Annotated in this window: 14 protein-coding genes and 4 pseudogenes; 12 read left to right on the forward strand and 6 right to left on the reverse strand. The window is 58.6% G+C overall.

Annotation, left to right across the window (positions count from 1 at the left end; translation table 11 throughout):
• Window positions 1-81: 81 nt before the first annotated feature.
• From GA0061105_RS28445 to GA0061105_RS34130, 4 genes are all read left to right on the forward strand, one after another.
• A complete protein-coding gene (locus GA0061105_RS28445; RefSeq protein ID WP_092754298.1) occupies window positions 82-6030 on the forward strand; it encodes an AAA family ATPase in 5949 nt (1982 codons plus the stop codon).
• A 52-nt stretch (window positions 6031-6082) separates the two neighbouring features.
• Window positions 6083-6709 (forward strand): response regulator transcription factor, encoded by a 627-nt coding sequence (locus tag GA0061105_RS28450; protein ID WP_092754302.1) that lies wholly within the window; start codon window positions 6083-6085, stop codon window positions 6707-6709.
• A 274-nt stretch (window positions 6710-6983) separates the two neighbouring features.
• Window positions 6984-7193 (forward strand): hypothetical protein, encoded by a 210-nt coding sequence (locus tag GA0061105_RS28455; protein WP_092754305.1) that lies wholly within the window; start codon window positions 6984-6986, stop codon window positions 7191-7193.
• A 327-nt stretch (window positions 7194-7520) separates the two neighbouring features.
• The gene (locus GA0061105_RS34130; protein ID WP_425348783.1) at window positions 7521-7925 is read left to right on the forward strand and encodes a DUF6894 family protein; all 405 of its coding nucleotides are present in this window, start codon (window positions 7521-7523) and stop codon (window positions 7923-7925) included.
• Between the two features lie 156 nt (window positions 7926-8081).
• Here the strand turns inward: GA0061105_RS34130 and GA0061105_RS28465 are convergent, their stop codons facing one another.
• On the reverse strand, window positions 8082-9071 hold the full coding sequence (locus GA0061105_RS28465; RefSeq protein WP_092754311.1) for a sensor domain-containing diguanylate cyclase: 990 nt from the start codon (window positions 9069-9071) through the stop codon (window positions 8082-8084).
• Between the two features lie 345 nt (window positions 9072-9416).
• On the opposite strand from GA0061105_RS28465, the gene GA0061105_RS28470 reads away from it, so the two are divergent.
• Both GA0061105_RS28470 and GA0061105_RS28475 read left to right on the forward strand, forming a co-directional pair.
• The gene (locus tag GA0061105_RS28470) at window positions 9417-9785 is read left to right on the forward strand and encodes a hypothetical protein (RefSeq protein WP_092754314.1); all 369 of its coding nucleotides are present in this window, start codon (window positions 9417-9419) and stop codon (window positions 9783-9785) included.
• 75 nt (window positions 9786-9860) lie between these two features.
• The gene (locus GA0061105_RS28475; RefSeq protein ID WP_092754317.1) at window positions 9861-11246 is read left to right on the forward strand and encodes a PepSY-associated TM helix domain-containing protein; all 1386 of its coding nucleotides are present in this window, start codon (window positions 9861-9863) and stop codon (window positions 11244-11246) included.
• A gap of 432 nt (window positions 11247-11678) precedes the next feature.
• Here the strand turns inward: GA0061105_RS28475 and GA0061105_RS33605 are convergent.
• A pseudogene (locus GA0061105_RS33605) lies at window positions 11679-11916 on the reverse strand (amidohydrolase); the annotation flags it as partial.
• 22 nt (window positions 11917-11938) lie between these two features.
• Here GA0061105_RS33605 and GA0061105_RS33975 point away from each other — a divergent pair.
• Together GA0061105_RS33975 and GA0061105_RS28490 are read left to right on the forward strand one after the other, a co-directional pair.
• Window positions 11939-12107, forward strand: a pseudogene (locus GA0061105_RS33975) (DUF1236 domain-containing protein); the annotation flags it as partial.
• A gap of 80 nt (window positions 12108-12187) precedes the next feature.
• Window positions 12188-12376, forward strand: a pseudogene (locus GA0061105_RS28490) (cold-shock protein); the annotation flags it as partial.
• Between the two features lie 783 nt (window positions 12377-13159).
• Here GA0061105_RS28490 and GA0061105_RS33610 read toward each other — a convergent pair.
• A pseudogene (locus GA0061105_RS33610) lies at window positions 13160-13306 on the reverse strand (non-homologous end-joining DNA ligase); the annotation flags it as partial.
• Between the two features lie 149 nt (window positions 13307-13455).
• Between GA0061105_RS33610 and GA0061105_RS28505 the strand changes: the two are divergent.
• The 4 genes from GA0061105_RS28505 to GA0061105_RS28520 all read left to right on the forward strand — a co-directional run bounded on the left by GA0061105_RS28505 (window position 13456) and on the right by GA0061105_RS28520 (window position 16904).
• Window positions 13456-14163, forward strand: a complete 708-nt coding sequence (locus GA0061105_RS28505) for an SOS response-associated peptidase (RefSeq protein ID WP_092754323.1) — start codon at window positions 13456-13458, stop codon at window positions 14161-14163.
• 176 nt (window positions 14164-14339) lie between these two features.
• A complete protein-coding gene (locus GA0061105_RS34135) occupies window positions 14340-14681 on the forward strand; it encodes an SOS response-associated peptidase family protein (RefSeq protein ID WP_092754326.1) in 342 nt (113 codons plus the stop codon).
• A gap of 7 nt (window positions 14682-14688) precedes the next feature.
• Window positions 14689-14907, forward strand: coding sequence for an SOS response-associated peptidase family protein (locus tag GA0061105_RS34140; RefSeq protein ID WP_092754329.1), 219 nt, complete (start codon window positions 14689-14691; stop codon window positions 14905-14907).
• 902 nt (window positions 14908-15809) lie between these two features.
• A complete protein-coding gene (locus GA0061105_RS28520) occupies window positions 15810-16904 on the forward strand; it encodes a glycosyltransferase family 4 protein (protein WP_092754333.1) in 1095 nt (364 codons plus the stop codon).
• A 657-nt stretch (window positions 16905-17561) separates the two neighbouring features.
• On the opposite strand, the gene GA0061105_RS28525 is transcribed toward GA0061105_RS28520, so the two are convergent.
• The 3 genes from GA0061105_RS28525 to GA0061105_RS28535 form a co-directional block, all read right to left on the reverse strand.
• The gene (locus tag GA0061105_RS28525; protein ID WP_092754336.1) at window positions 17562-18188 is read right to left on the reverse strand and encodes a hypothetical protein; all 627 of its coding nucleotides are present in this window, start codon (window positions 18186-18188) and stop codon (window positions 17562-17564) included.
• 146 nt (window positions 18189-18334) lie between these two features.
• Window positions 18335-18544 (reverse strand): hypothetical protein, encoded by a 210-nt coding sequence (locus tag GA0061105_RS28530; protein WP_092754339.1) that lies wholly within the window; start codon window positions 18542-18544, stop codon window positions 18335-18337.
• A gap of 83 nt (window positions 18545-18627) precedes the next feature.
• On the reverse strand, window positions 18628-19045 hold a 418-nt coding region (locus tag GA0061105_RS28535; protein WP_141130243.1), incomplete at its 5' end, for an NAD-dependent epimerase/dehydratase family protein.

Genomic DNA, 19045 nt, shown 5'->3' on the forward strand with positions numbered 1-19045 from the left:
GAAAGTCGGTGAAGCTTGATTGGATCTGCGATGCCTGCGCCTCAGATGGTGTGCGGGCAGCATCGAAGCGAGCGGTGTGCCATGGACGACACGGTCAATGATGCGCAGAAGACCAGGAAGAACATGATCGGACGGAAGCGCGCTCTCGCTTCCATCGGCCAGCAGACTTCGACCGACCTTCAGTACCACGAGCCACAATCCTCCTGGAGTGACGGCGATCGCATCTTCACACGAGAGCTGATCCGGAGCGGCAACGGCGCACCAAAAGCCGTTCTGAGGGTGCAGCTTGCAGCTGAACATCCCAGTCGAACCAGCCTCGATAGACTGGCCCACGAATATCGCCTGAAAGACGAACTCGATCGAGAGTGGGCAGCCAAACCGCTGGATTTCACAACGGAAAATGGTCGGACCGTGCTTGTCCTCGAAGATTGCGGCGGCGTGCCCCTCCCGCAGTTGATGGGACGGCACAGCCACGGCATGGCCGCCGAACTCACTGTCTTTTTGCGTCTTGCCAAGGGTATTGCGGCGGCAGTCGGCAAGGCTCACGGATGCGGCCTCATTCACAGGGACATCAAGCCGGCCAATTTACTGGCGGACGAGGCGGAAGGGCGGGTCCGACTAACCGGCTTCGGAGTGGCGTCGCATCTTTCTCGTGAGCGCCAGGCCGCCGATCCCCCTGAGGTCATTGCTGGCAGCCTCGCATACATGGCGCCCGAACAGACCGGCCGCATGAACCGATCGGTGGACTCGCGTAGTGACCTCTACGCCGTCGGCATCACGCTCTACGAAATGATCACCGGCCAGTTGCCGTTCACTGCTACGGAGCCGATGGAATGGGTGCACTGCCACGTTGCCAGGCGACCAATGCCGCCGTCCGAGCGTGTAAGAGAGCTACCAGGCATTATCTCGGCAATCGTAATGAAGCTGCTCGCCAAGAACGCAGAGGAACGCTATCAGACGGCCGCCGGGCTGGAGGCGGATCTGCGACGTGCCCTCGTCGAGAGCGAGAAGTATGGGCGGATCGCAGAATTTCCGCTCGGGACGCGCGATGTGCCGGACAGACTTGTGATCCCCGAGCGGCCCTACGGTCGCGAACGCGAGATCGCCGCCCTAACCTCCGCATTCGACCGGGTCGTCGCGGGCGCTGGGCCGACCCTGGTGCTGGTTTCGGGTCATGCCGGCGTGGGCAAATCCATGGTCGTGAATGAGCTCCACCGCGCGCTCGTGCCGTCCCGTGGACTATTTGCCTCCGGCAAATTCGACCAGAACCAGCGTCACATTCCTTATGCGAGCGTAGCGCAGGCCCTGCGAGACCTCGTCCGAGTGCTGCTGGGCAAGAGTGAAGCGGAACTCGCGCCCTGGCGCGCTGCTTTAATCGAAGAACTGGGCGCGAGCGGTCGGCTGATGGTAACGCTCATTCCGGAACTTGAATCTCTCATCGGCCGGCTTCCGGCGGTTGCGGATCTACCGCCTCAGGACGCCAAGCGCCGCTTCCAATTGAACATCAGGCGCCTACTGCGAGTGTTTGCCACAGCAGAACATCCGCTCACGCTGTTTCTAGACGATCTCCAATGGTTGGACGCAGCAACGCTCGATCTGCTTGAAGATTTGTGCACCCAGAAGGATATGCGTCACCTGCTGCTCATTGGAGCCTATCGCGACAACGAAGTATCGTCCACCCATCCGCTGATCCGCCGGCTGACAGCGATCCAGGAGGTGGGTGGCCAAGTGCATGAGATCGTACTGACACCGCTTAGGCTGGAAGATCTGACCCGGATGCTGGCCGACGCTCTTCATTGCGGAAGCAACCGTGTCAAGCCGCTTGCGCGGCTAGTGCACAAGAAGAGCGGAGGCAATCCCTTCTTCGCGCTCCAGTTCCTGAGCACGTTGCCGGACGAAGGCCTGCTCGACTTCAATCGCGAACAGGCGCACTGGGATTGGGATCTCGATCGCATAGGAGCCAAAGGTTATACCGATAACGTCGCGGATCTAATGCTAAGCAAGCTGCGGCGCCTGCCCGATTCCACGCAGGCTGCCCTGAACATGCTAGCGTGTCTCGGCAATCACGCGGCGGTTGATACCCTGGCTCTGATCAGGAGCGAAAATCACGACGCGGTTCATGCAGCCTTTTGGCCCGCGGCGCGGGCCGGACTCGTGCTGCTTGAAGAGGGGGCATCATACCGCTTCCTGCACGATCGTGTTCAGGAGGCCGCGTATGGGCTGATCCCCGAAGATGAGCGGGCGGCAGCGCATCTTTCCATCGGCCGCCTCCTGCTGGTGCATACGCCGCCGCAGGCACTCGAGGAGAATATTTTCGAGATTGTCGGCCAACTCAACTGCGGCGGCGCGCTCATCGCGCCCGGTGAAGAGCGAGAGCGTCTCGCGGGGTTGAACCTGCTTGCCACTCGCCGCGCCAAGGCGTCGGCTGCATACGAATCGGCGCTGGCTTATGCCGGCACGGGTGCGGCTTACCTGCAGGACGATGCCTGGGAGCGCCGATACGAACTCGCTTTCGCCCTCGAACTCCACAGGGCCGAATGCGAATTCTTGACCGGGGCACCGGCGGAGGCGCAGGCCCGCCTCGCAGAATTGGCAAGTCGAGCCACCAGCCTCGCCGATCTGGCCCGCGTCACGCGCCTGCGCGTCGACCTTTTCATGAGCCTGGGTCGGAGCGACCAGGCCATCATATTCGGCCTCGACTACCTCCACCGGGTTGGCATTTCGTGGTCGTCCCACCCGACCAGGAGCCAGGTGCGCCAGGAATACGCGCGGCTTTGGAGACAACTCGGGGGCCGCCCCATCGAAGCGCTGCTTAACTCGCCCCCTATGACGGATCGGGTCGCGCTCGCCACCATGGACGTTCTGACCTCACTTGTTACTCCGGCCCTGTTTACCGACGAGAATCTGCGCTGCCTCGTTATCGGGCGAATGGGCAATATCAGCCTCAAGCACGGCAACAGCGACACATCGCCTTATGCCTTCACTGCTGTGGGCACGGTGCTCGGGCCCTATTTTGGCAACTATGAAGCCGGTTTTCGGTTCGGCCTGCTCGGACTGGACATGACCGAACAGCCTGGAATGGAACGCCTGAAGGCACGAGTCTACCTCGCCTTCGGTAACCTTGCGAAACCGTCGTCGCGTCATGTCCGCACCGGCCGCGCGCTTGCGCAGCGCGTATTCGAAACGGCACAGCAGGTCGGCGATCTCACCTACGCCGTCTTAAGCCGCAATAACCTTGTGACTTATCTTCTGGCCGCTGGCGAGCCCCTCCCGCAGGTTCAGCGCGATGCGGAAGCCGGCCTGGACTTCGCGCGTCAGGCCGGCTTCGGAGTCGCCGTCGGTTTCATCAGTGGGCAGCTCCAACTCATCCGAACGCTTCGCGGGCTGACGCCAATCTTCGGATGCTTCAATGATGAAGGGTTCGACGAGCAGCAATTCGAACTTAACACCGACGGCAAGCCGGGCAGCTGCCTGTACTGGATCCGCAAGCTACAGGCATGTGTATTTGCCGGGGATACTCTCACAGCACTTTCGGCAGCGGCGAAAGCAGAAAGCCTCCTCTGGATGACTCCCGCTATTTTCGAGCGGGCGGAATATCACTTCTACACCGGCCTTTCATTGGCCTCTGCTTTGCAAGGATCGAGTGCTGAAACAGCTCTTTATCGCAAGGCCATACGCGCTCACCGCCGGCAGCTCGACACTTGGGCCGCGCACTGCCCGGAGAATTTCGCAAGCCGCGCGACATTGCTAGGCGCAGAGATCGCCCGCTTGGGAAGCCGTGAGTTGCATGCCGAGCGCCTCTATGAACAGGCGATCGGGTTGGCGCATTCGCACGCTCTCCCACACGATGAAGCGATCGCGTATGAGCGCGCTTCCGCCTTTTACCGGGCGCGCGGCTTCGATCAGATTGCTCGCCTCTACCTTCAAAACGCCCGTCGCTGTTATCTCAATTGGGGAGCCGACGGCAAGGTGCGGCAGCTCGAAGAAGCCTATCCCCAACTGCGGGATGGACAATCGTCACCTGCTGCAACAAGCACGATCGAAGCGCCGATCGAGCATCTCGACCTCGCCACCGTCATCAAGGTGTCGCAAGCGGTCTCCAGCGAAATCGTCGTCGAGAAGCTGATCGATACGGTGCTGCGAATGGCCGTCGAGCAGGCGGGAGCCGAACGTGGCCTTCTGATCCTGTCGCGTGGCGGCGAATCGCGGATTGCCGCTGAGGCGACGATCCGCGGCGAAGCGGTCCTCATAGAGTTGCGTAATGAGGCCATCGCCGGCGTGATGCCGGAATCAGTTCTCAATTACGTCCTGCGTATGCGGGAAATCGTTAGCCTCGACGATGCGTCGGCTGAAAACGCCTTTGCGGCCGATCCCTATATCCGCCATCGCGCGGCCAGATCCATTCTCTGTTTGCCGCTGATCAATCACGCCAAGCTGATCGGTGCGCTGTATCTGGAAAACACTCTGGCGGGCCGTGTCTTCGCGCCGGGGCGCATTCCGGTGTTGAAGCTGATCGCCTCGCAAGCCGCCAGTACGCTCGAAATCACCGGCCTTTACCGCGACCTGGCAGAACGTGAAGCGCGAATAGGCCGGCTTGTCGAAGCAAACATCATCGGGATTTTTATCCGAGATATCGAAGGTCGGATTATCGAGGCCAACGAGGCGTTCCTGCAAATGGTGGGCTACAGCCGTGACGAACTCTTGGCGGGTCAGCTCATCGATAAAGAGCTGACACCGCCGGAATGGCGCGAACGTGACGCCGAAGCCGAGGCCGAGCTGAGAGTGACCGGCAGCGCCCACCCATTTGAAAAGGTGTATCAGCGAAAGGACGGCGGTCACGTACCCGTCATGATTGGTGAGGCAAGTTTCGAGGGGGCCGGGAGCCAGGCCGTGGCCTTCGTGCTCGACCTGTCCGAGAGCAAGCAAGCAGAGGAGAGGCTGCGAGCAAGCGAAACTCGCTTTCGGACCTTCGTCGACCATGCCACCGATGCCTTTTTCCTCCATACCGACGATCTGACCGTCATAGACGTCAACCGCCAAGCCTGTGAAAGCCTCGGTTACAGCCGGGAGGAATTAATTGGCATGCACCCGCGCGACTTTGACGGAGCTATCGACGAAAAGGCGCTTGCGACATTGGTGGATCGCGTCGACGCAGAACAGCCAATGACTTTCGAAACGCTCCACCGACGTAAGAACGGAACAACGTTTCCGGTCGAGGTTCGCGTCGGTAAATTCCGACAGGAAGAGCAATGGTTTCGCCTTTCGCTGGCGCGTGACATCACCGACCGCAGGCAAGCCGAGGATGCTATTCAGCTTGCGCGAGCAGAACTTGCCCATGTAAGCAGGCTGACCACTATGGGAGAACTTGTAGCCTCCATCGCCCACGAGGTCAGACAGCCGCTCACCGGGCTAGTCAGCAGCGGCAATGCCTGCCTTCGCTATCTTGACGCGGATCCCCGTGACATCGTCTCCGCCCGTCGCGCCATCGAGCGCATGATCAGCGACGCTTTTCGCGCATCCGAGGTCATCGACCGGATTCGGGCAATGGCGAAGAAATCACCCGAACGCCGGGACCGACTGAACGTCAACGATATCGTATCCGAAACGATTGCGCTGGTGTCCACGGACCTCGAACGCAGTGCGGTGTCGCTTCGTACAGACCTCTCCGACGGCTTGCCCCCTATCGTAGGGGACCAAGTGCAAATCCAGCAGGTGATCCTGAACCTTATCATGAACGCCAACGACGCGATGGCGGCGATGCCAAAAGGAGCGCGCGAGCTCATCGTAAGCACTGAAAAAACAGCACCCAATACCGTTTTAGTGGCAGTCCGCGATAGCGGCCCTACCCTCGACCTGGCGAAGATCGGCGATATATTCGAGGCGTTCTACAGTACCAAACCCAAGGGTATGGGCATGGGCCTGACGATCAGTCGTTCGATCATAGAGGCTCACAAAGGCCAACTCTGGGCGACGCCAAACGCGCCCCACGGTGCCATTTTTCAGTTTACATTACCAACCGAGGAGAAATAATGGATCCATGTCCGGGGCGCCGCCTGACCGGCGCACAAACTTGGGGACATGGATGAAGGAGATTGTCTACATCATTGATGATGACGCATCTGTCCGCGAAGGCCTCGGCGATCTCCTGCGCTCGGTTGGACTTGAGGTACTGACATTCGCTTCCAGCCATGAGTTTTTGGATAGCAAGCGCCCTGACGTTCCGGGCTGCATCATTCTCGATGTAAGGCTGCCGGGGCGGAGCGGCCTGGAATTTCAGACCATGCTCACTTCCCTTGGAATTGAGCTTCCGGTCATTTTTATCAGCGCCCACAGCGACATTCCGATCTCTGTGCGAGCGATGAAAGCCGGCGCTATCGAATTCCTGACAAAGCCGCTGCGCGAGCAGGAATTGCTCGATGCCGCTTATGCCGGGATCGAGCGCGATTGCGCTCGGAGGCAGGAAGTCGCGCTCATTGCCGAGCTTCGGTCCCGCTATGATTCCTTGACGCCGCGCGAGCGCGAGATCATGAACCTGGTGGTCGCGGGCAGCGTCAACAAGCAAATCGCTGCTCAAGTGGGCCTGAGCGAGGTGACCGTCAAGGTTCATCGCGGCCACGTCATGCAGAAGATGCAGGCGAGATCTCTCGTTGACCTGGTCCGGATGGCGGACAGCCTCGCATTGACGACGAAGCCGGCGTGGGTCAGGTAGTTTCACGTATCTAGACCAAAGTATCGGGTGACTGCCACGGGTGGATAGTCGGGGCGCCAATTCGGCCGGTCGCATATCTCATTCGGCAATACGTTCCGAAGGCCGTCGGCTCTATCCTCTTACCAGCTGAAAAAACATGCCGAGACAGGACGGACGTTATCGCGTCTCGGTGCAAGAATCTGATCGGGTCCGCCCATTCCTACCATTGGACGGACTCTCATCGATGTTGTTGACGCAACGCGAGTAACCGAAAGACCGAGGAAAGGCATCATCCATGCAAAACCAGAGATACGCCCTGCAGAAGAACCTCAACATCTACTGGACGGTAGTCGATACGGTTTCGGACCGGAAAGCTCTCGTCGATGGCTTCGTTATGGACATGCTTACCGCCGATGAGGCCGAAGAATTGGTCAACATGCTGAACCGCGCAGACTCCCATGCTATGCTTGCGCCTGCCCAGAGTGAGCACCGAAGACGACAGTAACTGTTCGATCGCCATCGAGCCGACCGCTCGTCCTATAGACTGTGACGAGAGAACGATAGAGGGCGCTGACACTCTAAGGGTGCCTCGGAGACATTGTAAGCTGCAAACAAAGCTAGCTGGCCTTGCAACCTGACATGCCATTTTTGACCATAGCGGGAGGCCCAGGCGTATGGAGAACCTGTCATCGTCGGTCGCGCGAGCGTGCAGTCCCGGCGGCATACCGAGTGCGAGGAACTAGCCAGCCGGATTATCCAGTCTTCTCAGCATGGGGTGAAGGACGAAGATGCGTTGGTACGGCTGGTACGGCTCCTAATTTGACATGAATTGATGGGATGTCCGCTTCTTCTCTGCGCGCGCACCTCAAACCTAAGAGTCCAGCCCCCGCCCGCAACATTGAGGTTTGGCGACAAATCGAGGGGTGGCCATAAGAAACCTGCCGAGAGGCGGGAGACGATTGCAGATGGGGAGTGCGAACCCTTGCCTACCTACTATTTTCACATTCGACATGCAGATCGCGTCTTGCACGACCCGGACGGAGGAGATTTTCCCGATCTCGAGGCGGCACGACACGAAGCAAGTGAAAGCCTCCGTGAACTGCTTGATCACACGCTTTTGTCTAAGCGGTCCTCTGTTCCTCTCGGGATTGATATCTACGACGGAGATGGAAAGCCGGTAGCCGAGGTCGAAATCGATGCAGTGGTTCCAGAAATCACACCTCGAAAACCCCCGTGACGAACCTTCTCGCCCTATGACGGCATTATCACGTGTCCTCGGAATCGCCTCGCGCTAAAAGTCTGTTCCAGCGCGCTCTTTCCTGGTTTACACACACCCGTTCGGTCTCGGGGACGGGCACCTTCTACGGCACCTTGGGTCTGCTGAGCGAGGAGATCACATGCGGACGCCTGTTTCCCTCGAGTTTGCGAACGACCTCAGTTCCGGCATCGCCCCGCAGACAAGATTCCGGCCGCTCGATTTAGCCTCGTATAGTGCCTTGTCGGCGTTCGAATAGACGACATCAAATGAAGCGTCGGTTTCCATCCGCAGCGCGACGCCAATCGAGACGGTAATCCGAAATGTGCCAGCCGTTGATAGAACTGGCCGCTGTTCGATTGCATGCCTGATCCGCTCGCACACATCAAACACCGCCTCGGGCTTCGCGCCTGAAAACAGGATCATGAACTCCTCGCCCCCGACCCGCGCAAAGGTCATTTCGCAGGATGTGACGAGCGCGATGATCTCCTGGACGGACTGTGTCAGCGCTTTCAGCGCCGCGTCGCCGGCAGAGTGCCCGTAGGTGTCGTTCACACGCTTGAAGTGATCGACATCAAGAATGGCGACGGCGGCCTGGCCATCAACGGGATTCTTTTCACGAAACATCGCATGGCCGATGTTGAACGCATGGCGGCGGTTGAATGCGCCCGTCAGCTCGTCGGTGACTGCCAGGAGGTGCAATCTATCCTGAATGGCCCTAAGATCGGTTATGTCCTGGAGAAGAAGCTGAACGACCGGATTTCCCTCCCAGGGCAAGGCACCGGCGATCAATTTGATCGTCCGAACCCGACCGGTGGCTGTTCTGACCTCCGCTTCTGTCGGCTCGACACTGATCCGGCCGTTAAAAGCCTCCTCCATCTGCTTGGTGGCTTCTTCAGCATGTGTGGACAGAAAGTCGAGGAAGTGTTTGCCCACGACTTCATTTTGAGGGACTTGCAGGAGGCGCGCGGCTTCCTGATTTCCAAAAATAATTCCCTGTCTGGTATGAATGAGAAGCCCCATCGGCATGAGATCGAGCATCATGCCCATTCTCTCCTGCGTGTCGACAAGCGTCTGCTTCGTAAGCGCGGCTGCCTCGAGCGCTTCGTGATCTTCATCCAGGAACATAGCTGGTCCTTTCGCGGTGAAACGCGTTGTTCGTCAAAACTCGCCTGGATCACCAATATCCGACGAGATCGTGAAAACATAGATAACTGAACTGCTCACATTTAGGTCCCTGCTCGTCATGCAAGCCGATCTAACACGATCGCTCGCCCCACAGGAGCGTTCGAGTATCCCGATCGAAATGAACTGGACTGCACAATTGTGCGGCCATCAGCCACCTCGATGAAGACCCCAGCGCTGCGGACGATCAAAGGCTGTGTTGATCTGGCGCATTGACGCCCGCGGGTGGACGCAGCTACATCGCAGCGGGCTGAACCAAGGCTGGATATGCAAAAGGATCGGATTAGAGTGTCGGGACTTCTCCGCCTCATCTGCGCAATTGCGCTGATGATGGTGGGATTCGCCCATAAACCGCCTCCTCCCGTGGCGCTCCAGGTTCAGTTGGCGGCCTATGTCCTTCCCGACGGCCAATTCCCCACGTTCTGCCTCAACGACAATGCCGCGCAACCGGAAAAAGGCACCGTGCACGATTATGGTTGCGAGGCCTGCCGGCTAGCCGGGTCGATCATGGTGCCGGAACCGCCGAGTGTCGGCGCCCAGGCCATGGTGTTTGCGACCATTGCCCGCACGATCGAACGGCAATTTCAACTGCAACGTGCGCCCTATCCGCCAAATTCGCGGCCGCGAGCGCCGCCCTCTCCTGTGATCTTCGCATAACCGGCGTCGCGGGCCTTCCGTGACGGCTTTTTGCATGCGGGTCCGCCAGCGCGGTCCCCGATCACGGATTCTATCATGACAGATCAAACCATCGGTTCCGACCCGGCCTTGACGCTCGGGCAAATTTCGCTCTACCGCGCCATCTGGCGCTGGCATTTCTTCGCCGGGCTGCTCGTCATCCCCTTCATGCTCAACCTGGCGATCACCGGCAGCCTCTACCTCTTCAAGGATGAGATCAGCGACACCTTTTTCGCCTACCGCTATGTGGTCGCCGACGGCTCTACGACATTGAAACCGTCCGAAATCATTGCCGCCGCCACGGCCGCGGTGCCGGGGTCGATCGCATCCTCCTATAAGGAGGCTCGCGACGGCACCCATTCGGCGATCGTCACGGTCTTAAGCAACGCGGGCAGCACTCTCGTTTTCGTCAATCAGCACGACGGCAAGGTTCTGGACAAGGTCGCCTCGGACAACGAGTTCAACTGGGTCCTCAAGAAGATCCACAGTCTCGACTATTTCGGCACGTTCACCAACCGCCTGGTCGAGATCGTCGGAGGCTTCGCCCTGATGCTGGTCGTCACCGGCATCTATCTCTGGTGGCCACGCTGTCGGACGGGCGGGGTGCTTTCCGTGCGCGGAACGCCGTCGAAGCGGGTCTTCTGGCGCGACACTCATGCGGTCACCGGAGCTATTGCCGGCATCATGATCTTCTTCCTGGCTGCCACCGGCATGCCGTGGTCGGGCTATTGGGGGTCAAAAGCGAACGCCTGGCTGACCGCCAACAACCTGGGCTATCCAGCTCAGCTTTGGGACGCCGTGCCGTCGTCGTCGAAGAGCACGCACCATGTGGTCGAGCAGCCCGGCTGGATCGTCGAGAACGCCCCGGTACCGGATTCCAATATGGACATGGCCAAGATGGGCCACATGCAGGCGCAGCCGATCGGCCTCGATGCCGCCGTCGATGTGGCGAAGAGGGCCGGCATCGCGCCCGGTTTCGACATGGCCATCCCCAGCGACGATAAGGGCGTTTATACGGCTTCGATCTATCCGGACGACCTCGCCAAGGAACGCACCATCCATATTGACCAATATTCCGGCAAGCCGCTCGTCGACATCTCCTTCGGCCAGTATGCCGTGTTCGGCCGCTGGATCGAATGGGGCATCAACGTCCACCAGGGGCAGGAATGGGGTCTCGTCAACCAGCTGCTGATGTCGGCGACCTGCCTTTGTGTTATCCTCATGTGCGTTTCAGCAGCGCTCATGTGGTGGAAACGCAGGCCTTCCGGTCGGATGGGCGTTCCACCTATGCCGCCCAAGAAGAGCGTCTACCTCGGGCTTTGGGCGATCGCCCTGATCTTCGGCATTGCGTTTCCGATGACGGGAATCGCGATCGCCGTCATGATCCTGATCGACCATATTGTCCTGCGTCTCGTGCCGCCGCTCAGGCGCGCGTTTTCCTGAGGTTAAAACCGGACCCGGCGCAGCTTGCGCCGGATGACGGCAGCTTACGTCATTCATCCTGTAAGGGCCCGCGTGAGGTCCATGACATTGGGGCGGTCTTCGACATGAGCGAGCGGCTGATCAGCTTACGCGCGAGCGTTGACCCGTCAGTACAGCCGCCGCACGAAGCGGCAGCTGCGCCATGATCATGCCGCCCTGCCTCGGAGATCATTTCTCATCGCAGCGACGCGGCTGGGAACATCGTCGAGACGGAACTGATTGACCAAATCGCTCCGAGTCTGCCCGCCCCGCCGCATTCAGGGTTTGTCATCTTTGTCTTTTCCGACATGTTGGAGGTTCGAATGCGGTGAATGCCTCCTCAGTTCCGCGCTTTCGACTTCTATACCCTTAGTGCTTCATGGGGTGCTGCAAGCGGGTAGGATGCAGGGGGCATCATCCGGCGAGCGGAAACGGGTACCGGCCGTGAACCGATGCAGGCATTACATCGCCGGGTATCGGGCACACATAGGCTGTTCCGCTGGCTTTTCGCCACTCGGCAGTCGCGGCTGCCAGGAGGTCGGATGACGACATCAATGCGAGCCCCGTCGCAAGCGTCTTGGCCGCATGCGCCATGGCTTGTGCGCGGCGGGCTTTTTCCCTGCGCGACGACCTGCCGGGTATGGGTGGATGACAGCGTCGGCGGGCTGAACGGCGTTCAGCAGGCTCCCGCCCCGACCAAACGCGTCGTGGTGAAGGAGAAGGTCGTCGTCGGGCAGCCCCCGCCGGTGACCGGCGTTGTGACGCAGGTTCCCGACGATGCGAATATTCGCGATCGTTAACGACCAGCGCGTGATCGTTAAACCTTCCTCCCGGCGATCATAAGTGGAAAATTCCAGTCTGAATTTAACGGGGGCACGTCACTGCTTACAAACGATACACGATGAAGCGAAAGAGGAAGTGTCATGCCTACCGGTACAGTCAAATTTTTCAACGATGACAAAGGATTTGGCTTCATCACGCCTGAGAATGGCGGAACGGACGTCTTCGTTCACGTGTCAGCATTGCAGCGCGGCGGCTCGCTCAGAGAAGGTGACAAGGTCAGCTACGAGCTGGGCCAAGATCGTAAGACCGGAAACGCGATCGGTGGAAATCACGGGCGTCAACGTGCAGGAAAAATAGCGCGTTCCATTAGGGCGCCTGACAATAGCCGGGACAGTAAGGTGTGCCAGAGCCAGGACCATAGTCGCACAGGGATAGGCCTTCGGTCTTATTTCCTTTTCCCATGCGCAGTCCATGTTTTTAAGTGCGGTCACAGCGCAGGAGGTTGCAATGGATCGACGATTGTTTCTGACCGGAATGTTTGCAATTGTGGGGACCGCCGCCCTTGCAAGCGCAGCTCGGCCTAGCAATGCAATTGCCGGCGTCCCGAACAGCAGCGGAATTCTCGATAAGCTTGATGCAGACGTTCTCGAGGAGGAAGGTCAAGCAGAACTGCAGCCGACCAATCATCGCCGCTGGCATCGTCCTCCCGGGCGCGGCAGAAGACGGCGCGTTTGGAGAAGGGTCTGCCGCCGTTACTGGCGCTATGGCCGACGACGTGTACGTTGCTATCGCAGGCGCGTTTGGGTTCAGATCTGGCTCTAACAACCAGCGACGCAGAGAACGATTGTTCCGGACGATAGGTTTGATGAAAAACGTCACCTCGCCGTCTATACGACGATGCGCCGGTCATCGATTGAAGCCTGACCCATGACGCGACTTCTGCAAACCATTGTCCGATGGCGTTCCAACCGAAGAACTGGTCTATGCCGCACCCCTGCAATTCTCCGACCTGTGGTGGCACATCGTTCCTGAAGGCCGCCTACAGGGATGCATAATCGCGAGGCGTCCGTCCGGATAGTCGAAAACCACGACCTTCTTGATGGGAACAATTAGGCTAGGTACGGTTCGATGCGCGGCCGCATCGGGTCGAGAAGTAGCTGAGATTGGGCGGGATCGCGTCGGCGGCGAGGCCGGCTGCGGAGCGGTGCGTCAGCGTCACCGAGGAGCGGCTGGGAAGGCTTGCGAGGCGGCTTTGTCATGGCCGCACTTCATCAACAAAACCTTAAAGGCAATTGACCCAGATTGAGTATTGACGCTTTGCGAGTCACGGCTCGGAAACACTTCGCGTGCCTTGACCTACCGTGGGAGGGTTATATCTAAATAAGTAGTCTCCCCCATGGAATACCGAATGTGTAGTCGCGTCTATATCAAAGAATCGCTTGACGAGCTTGCGCGTAGTTTTGCTTTCGCCGGACAAGGCGAGCTTGAGGCTTTGGCTGATTGCCTTCCTCGATACAACGGCGCACCGAGGCAGGTTTACCCTATTATCATTCAAGATCAAATGCGGGAGACGGGCACCGTAGCGCCGGTCATTGCAGCCGCCGTATGGGGCCTGGTACCCGCATTGGCGAACTCGCGCGATCGGCGTCTCCCATTGATCAACGTCCGCTGCGAGAACATTGCCACGGACGGTCTGACCGGACCTGCCTATCGTTCGCGCCGCTGCCTAATCCCAGTCAATGGATTCTTTGAGTGGAACTACTCCCCAAGTCGGGGTAAGCAACCCTATGCTATCGCGATGAAGAGCGACGTTCCGTTTGCTCTTGCAGGCATTTGGGAGGTTTGGCGCCACCCGGTTGGAATCGACATCCGCAGTTTCGCTGTAATCACCTGCCCGGCGAATGAGATGATGCAGACAATCAGCGATCGAATGCCGGTGATCCTGCGTCGAAAAAATTATGAGCGCTGGCTGTCCGCTGATCGAAATCCGGCAGACCTAATGAAGCCGTATCCTACCGAGCTAATGACCATTTGGCCAATCGGCATGGCCGTTAACAGCCTGAGGAACATGGGATCCGAAATCATCGATCCGATTGTTTGGCATCCAAATGCCTAGGTTCGCCAAGGACTGGGACCTTGGTCCTCCTCGACCAGATCCATGTGAAAACATCCTATATCAGTAAGTGCACGGAGTTTCCGCATGTGCGGACGCGCCTAAATCAATACCTCCCTCCATGAGCTCGTGCGCAATTTAACATTTGCAGAGCCCAGTGAGGTCGATGCGCATGCACTTTGCTTCCCCTGTACGACGGAGCACCTAGGCTGCATTTCCCCATCATCATTCGTGACATCGTCCAGGAGCCGGATATCACGAGAGCGATTTTTGTCAGGCCCGCTGGGGTCTTATGCCGGCGTCGACGAAAACTGGGTGTTCGGCGATCAACGATCAACGGACCTTGCGAAGATATAGCCACCAATGGACTGTTCCCGCGCCGAGGCCTGGTACCCATCGACGGAAATTTCGAGTGGAAGGACACTTACGGCAAGAGCGATGACGAACACCCCTACGCCATCGCCACGGAGAACGGCAGGGCCTTTGCGCTCGCCGGCAATTTGAAAAACCCCAAAAGTTGAGAACGGAGTGCTGACCCGGAACTTCGCCATCCTCACCTGCGAGCCGAACGCGATGATTGCGGAAATTCACAACCGTATGCCCGTCATCCTACATCACGAGGATAATGAGTGCTGGCTATCTCCTGATCCAAATCCATCGGACCTGATGAATCCGTACCCTTCTGAGCTCATGACAATGTGGCCGATTCGTCAAAAACGTCGGACCAGAGATCATCAACCCGGTTAGTCTCGTCCTCAGCGGCATTGAAGCCCCGGTTTAGGCCGAAGCAGCAGGTGCGATCAACGCCTACCGAGTAACACCGTACCGGAACACGACCGATCTCACTTTGGTTAGGGCGCCAGGAGAGCACGGACGTTCCTCCTGTGCGATCCTTATTTGTCAACGAACTTGCCCCGCCCCGGCGGGGTCTTTTTTGTCCGACAACGTACGGGAACCGCAGAGGGAGTGCGAGGTTAATCATTGGATCGCGGGAGAGAGGAAGTACCTTGAATCGGGGGAAACCTTCCACCTTAGCGATGCACCTCATAACAGAGTTGGGTCGTGCGGGGTAAGTTTCCGGTCTGCTCCCAAAGCGACGTTCCGCGCGGCCCGACGCCCAGCCACGGCGAAACCTGTCCTGTTCTGATTCCTCGAGGTCGGTGAATTCCCCTCCATGACGGTCACGGTTGGCGATCTGTAGGCGTTGCAAGCCACGAAGGCTTACGAGGGGCTTTGTCATGCCGGCAGTTCAGCGCAACTTAACAAGATTGATTATTGGCTCCCATCAACTCGTGAACATAACATCGGCGGGCGGCCGCCCGTCTGAAAACTGAGTATGGAGCACGGATATGCGCGAGCAGGCGACTAAGGCGATCCCGGTTCGCTGCTAGTGCTGGGAGCATTTTGATGCGTTGAAGAATTTGGAGGAGTTCAGAGGCTTCACACCACATCTCGTCGTCATCAGCCAAGGAACCGTCGCGCGGCGCGCCCGATTCAACATTTCAGGCCGATGCAGCTAATGGAAAAGGATTACGGAACGCGGCGCAGCAGTTCAAGTTATACATCCTGATGATTGCGCGGCATCCCTCCGAGGATACGAGCTGGTACTAAACGTCAAATCTATGCTCATCATTCGAGGAGGTTTTCCGATGAAGATCGCCCAGATCGCACCCCTTGCTGAAAGCGTCCCACCGAAGCTTTACGGCGGAACTGAGCGAATCGTCTCTTATCTGACAGACGAGCTGGTCCGTCAGGGCCACCAGGTCGCACTTTTCGCCAGCGGCGACTCTGTTACCAACGCCAAACTGGTGGCGTGCTCGCGCGTCGCCTTGCGTCTCAATCATGCAGTCAGGGACCATCTGCCGCACCAGATCGTGATGCTGGAGGAAGTTCGCCGCCGGGTACAAGAATTCGATGTCCTCCACTTCCACATCGATCTGTTGCATTTCCCGTTGATTATGGACTTCGCAGGCCGAACCGTGACGACGCTGCACGGGCGGTTGGACCTACCTGACCTCCGACCATTCTACCAAGCATTCCCGGACATACCGCTGGTGTCGATCTCAAACAATCAGCGACAGCCGATGCCGCCGGTTAACTGGGCGGGTACCGTTTACCATGGGCTCTCGGACGATATTCTACCCTTCACCGCAAAGCCGAAAGGAAACTATCTTGCTTTCCTTGGCCGCATCTCGCCGGAGAAGCGACCCGACCGGGCCATCCAGATTGCTGCGAAAGCAGGGATCCCCCTGAAGATCGCGGCGAAGATTGACAATGTCGACAAGCGTTACTGGGAAACGGTGATCGAGCCTCTGGTGAAGAGCCATCAAAACGTGGAGTTCATCGGAGAGATCAACGAACATCAGAAGGCGGAGTTTCTCGGCAATGCCGGCGCGTTGCTCTTCCCGATCGACTGGCCAGAACCCTTCGGGGTGGTGATGATCGAGTCTATGGCATGCGGCACCCCAGTCATTGCGTTCGGCTGCGGTTCCGTCCCGGAAGTGATTGACGTTGGTATTTCCGGTATAATCGTCGATACAGTCAATGAAGCCGTGGAAAACATCGACCGAGCGCTGCGCCTGGACCGCCGCAGAGTTCGCGAGACGTTCGAAAAGCGTTTTTCTGCAAAGCGCATGGCGTGCGATTATCTCGATATCTACCGTACTCTGCCAGGTGTACGCACCCATGGTGCACGCATGCGCCGTTCGACCAGGGACGCTCTCGGGGTGCAGACCGCAGCATGATGGCGAAGAGAGTAGTCGAATAGCGCGAAATACCCGCTGGTCGTCTTCATTAATCCGGAGGAGGTCGAGGGGAGCCCACGCCGTTCGGTTCTACGCCGAGCATTTTTCGCTTCAGAGTGTTGGCGATCGTCGACAGCCACGATTTCGATGAAGGCCGGACCACAGTCTTTATCCATCGGACCGAAGCAGGCAAATTCTCAAATGCGGGCGACTGAACATAGGGGCGACAGGCCTGGCGAGCGGCGGTCAATGTCCGCAGTTGGGCCCGGAGTGGACATTTGCGATTATGCGTTCAACGACAGCTCCGCGCCATAAGTCGAACACTGAGCAGAGCACGGTGGTATCCCAGAAGCGGACATGCCGCCGACCTGCAGGTTTGCACCACTTCCAGACCTTTCACTCGGAAGCTGCGATCGACGCGTTTCGGCCACTGCGGCCACACGTATGTATGACGAAGAGGTCTGAACTCGGGACAAAAGCGGATGAGAATGTGCCTATCAACGCTCCCAGTTCGGCAATCTTGCTCCGTAGCCTGACTTGCGAAGACAGCGGGGTTTGGGTCGTCCAGCCGCTTTGGGAATTCGGCCAAGGATCAAGACAGCTTACTCCCTCGAACAGCGCTCCATTGCACGCACAACGTGTCTCTCCCCGTCTGGTCTAGTCGGCTGCGAAGCAGTAGAAGAGACCGTCTCCGCCCGTACTCTTGAACGCCTCCTGCGAGCAGCCGCCTCGCGTCAAATGCGAAGAGTTCCAGGATTTGGCTGCGGCGGATTCGTCCAATCCAGTGCGATCGCTGTGGCCCACTACCGCAGCACCCTCCGCACTGCCCATTGTCCAGTTGCCGCAGGTTTCCGGCGCGGCAGTTCCATCGGGTTTGGAGCCGGTCAGTATGTCATGGCGGTTCGGAGTGTCGCCGCGGCCGGCTATGACTTCACCCTTTTCGTTGAGCGTGGTCTGCTTAGTGATGTTGTTGCCATCACTGTGAAGCGCGGCGACATCGTCGGCGATCTTTTCGCCCTTGGCGTTGTACCAAGGACCCGTTCCAATCCGGTCCTTGGCGTTCTCCGCGTCGGTGGAGAGATAAGCTCTCCAGGTCTTGCGCGTCGAACCACTCGCCGTCGCCAGAGAACTACAATAGGCGTCGGCTCCGGCAAGCCCTCCAAGATCGCCGCCCTTGCCCGGATTAGCGCTGGTAACAAAGAAGCTCATCGCGGTGTCCTGAGCATTTGCCGACAGCGGCGGCCAGGCCAGAGCGGCCAGGAGCAAAGCGAACTTGCGTTTCATAGTATTCCTCCTGCATGTCCCATGTAGCTGAGCCTACTGCGGGAATGGATCGGAGTAAAATCGCATTCTTGTGTCTTTAGTACCGCTGGAGGCGAAATCTCCAGGCGGAGACTCGGCGGCCCAGCCCGGTGCGAATTGGTCTCGGTTTAGTTTGCGCCGGCCTTATAGGTGATCCTATAAATCACGCCGTTCGTATCTTCAGACACCAGCAGTACCCGTCCGGCGCTATTGCGAGCCCGGCAAGGCGGCCGAACTCCATTTTTCGGTCGGTTTGCCGAACCGCGCAACATGACGAAGGCGTCGTAGCGATACTCCTCCGGAAACTGCTCCGCATTGTAGAAGCGGATGTTGATCACGGAAAGCCCGATGCGTCAGTTCGGAAAATCGGAGCAGCCTTCCTGCGTCCGGAAGGACGCAACGGGGCTCCAAGCTGCCCGCATCAGCGCCGCGCGGTGCGCAATTGCGATGATTGCTTGTCCGTCTTCAGTTTTTCCCTGAACCAATCGAGCGTCAGCGCCACACCCTGTTCGTAACTGATCTTGCACGACCACTCGGGCATGACGTAATGCGCATTGGTCAGGTCGGGGCGTCGGTTGGTGGGGTCCTGCGGGGGTGACGGCTCGAAAACGATCGGCGCGCCGCCGACGAGGCGGGAGACAAATTGCGCGACCTCGAGAACCGAGATCTCGCGATCGTTGCCGACGTTCAGAGGCCCCTTATAGTCGGTTTCGTTTATCCAGAAATAACGGGCGAAGCCGTCAACGATATCGTCGACATAGCCCCAGCTGCGGGACTGCAGACCGTCGCCGAACACGGTGATCGGGCGGCCCGAGAGGGCCTGGGTGATGAAGTTGGAG

Origin of the sequence: Rhizobium aethiopicum (genome assembly GCF_900094625.1) — a bacterium.
Taxonomy (GTDB): domain Bacteria; phylum Pseudomonadota; class Alphaproteobacteria; order Rhizobiales; family Rhizobiaceae; genus Rhizobium; species Rhizobium aethiopicum.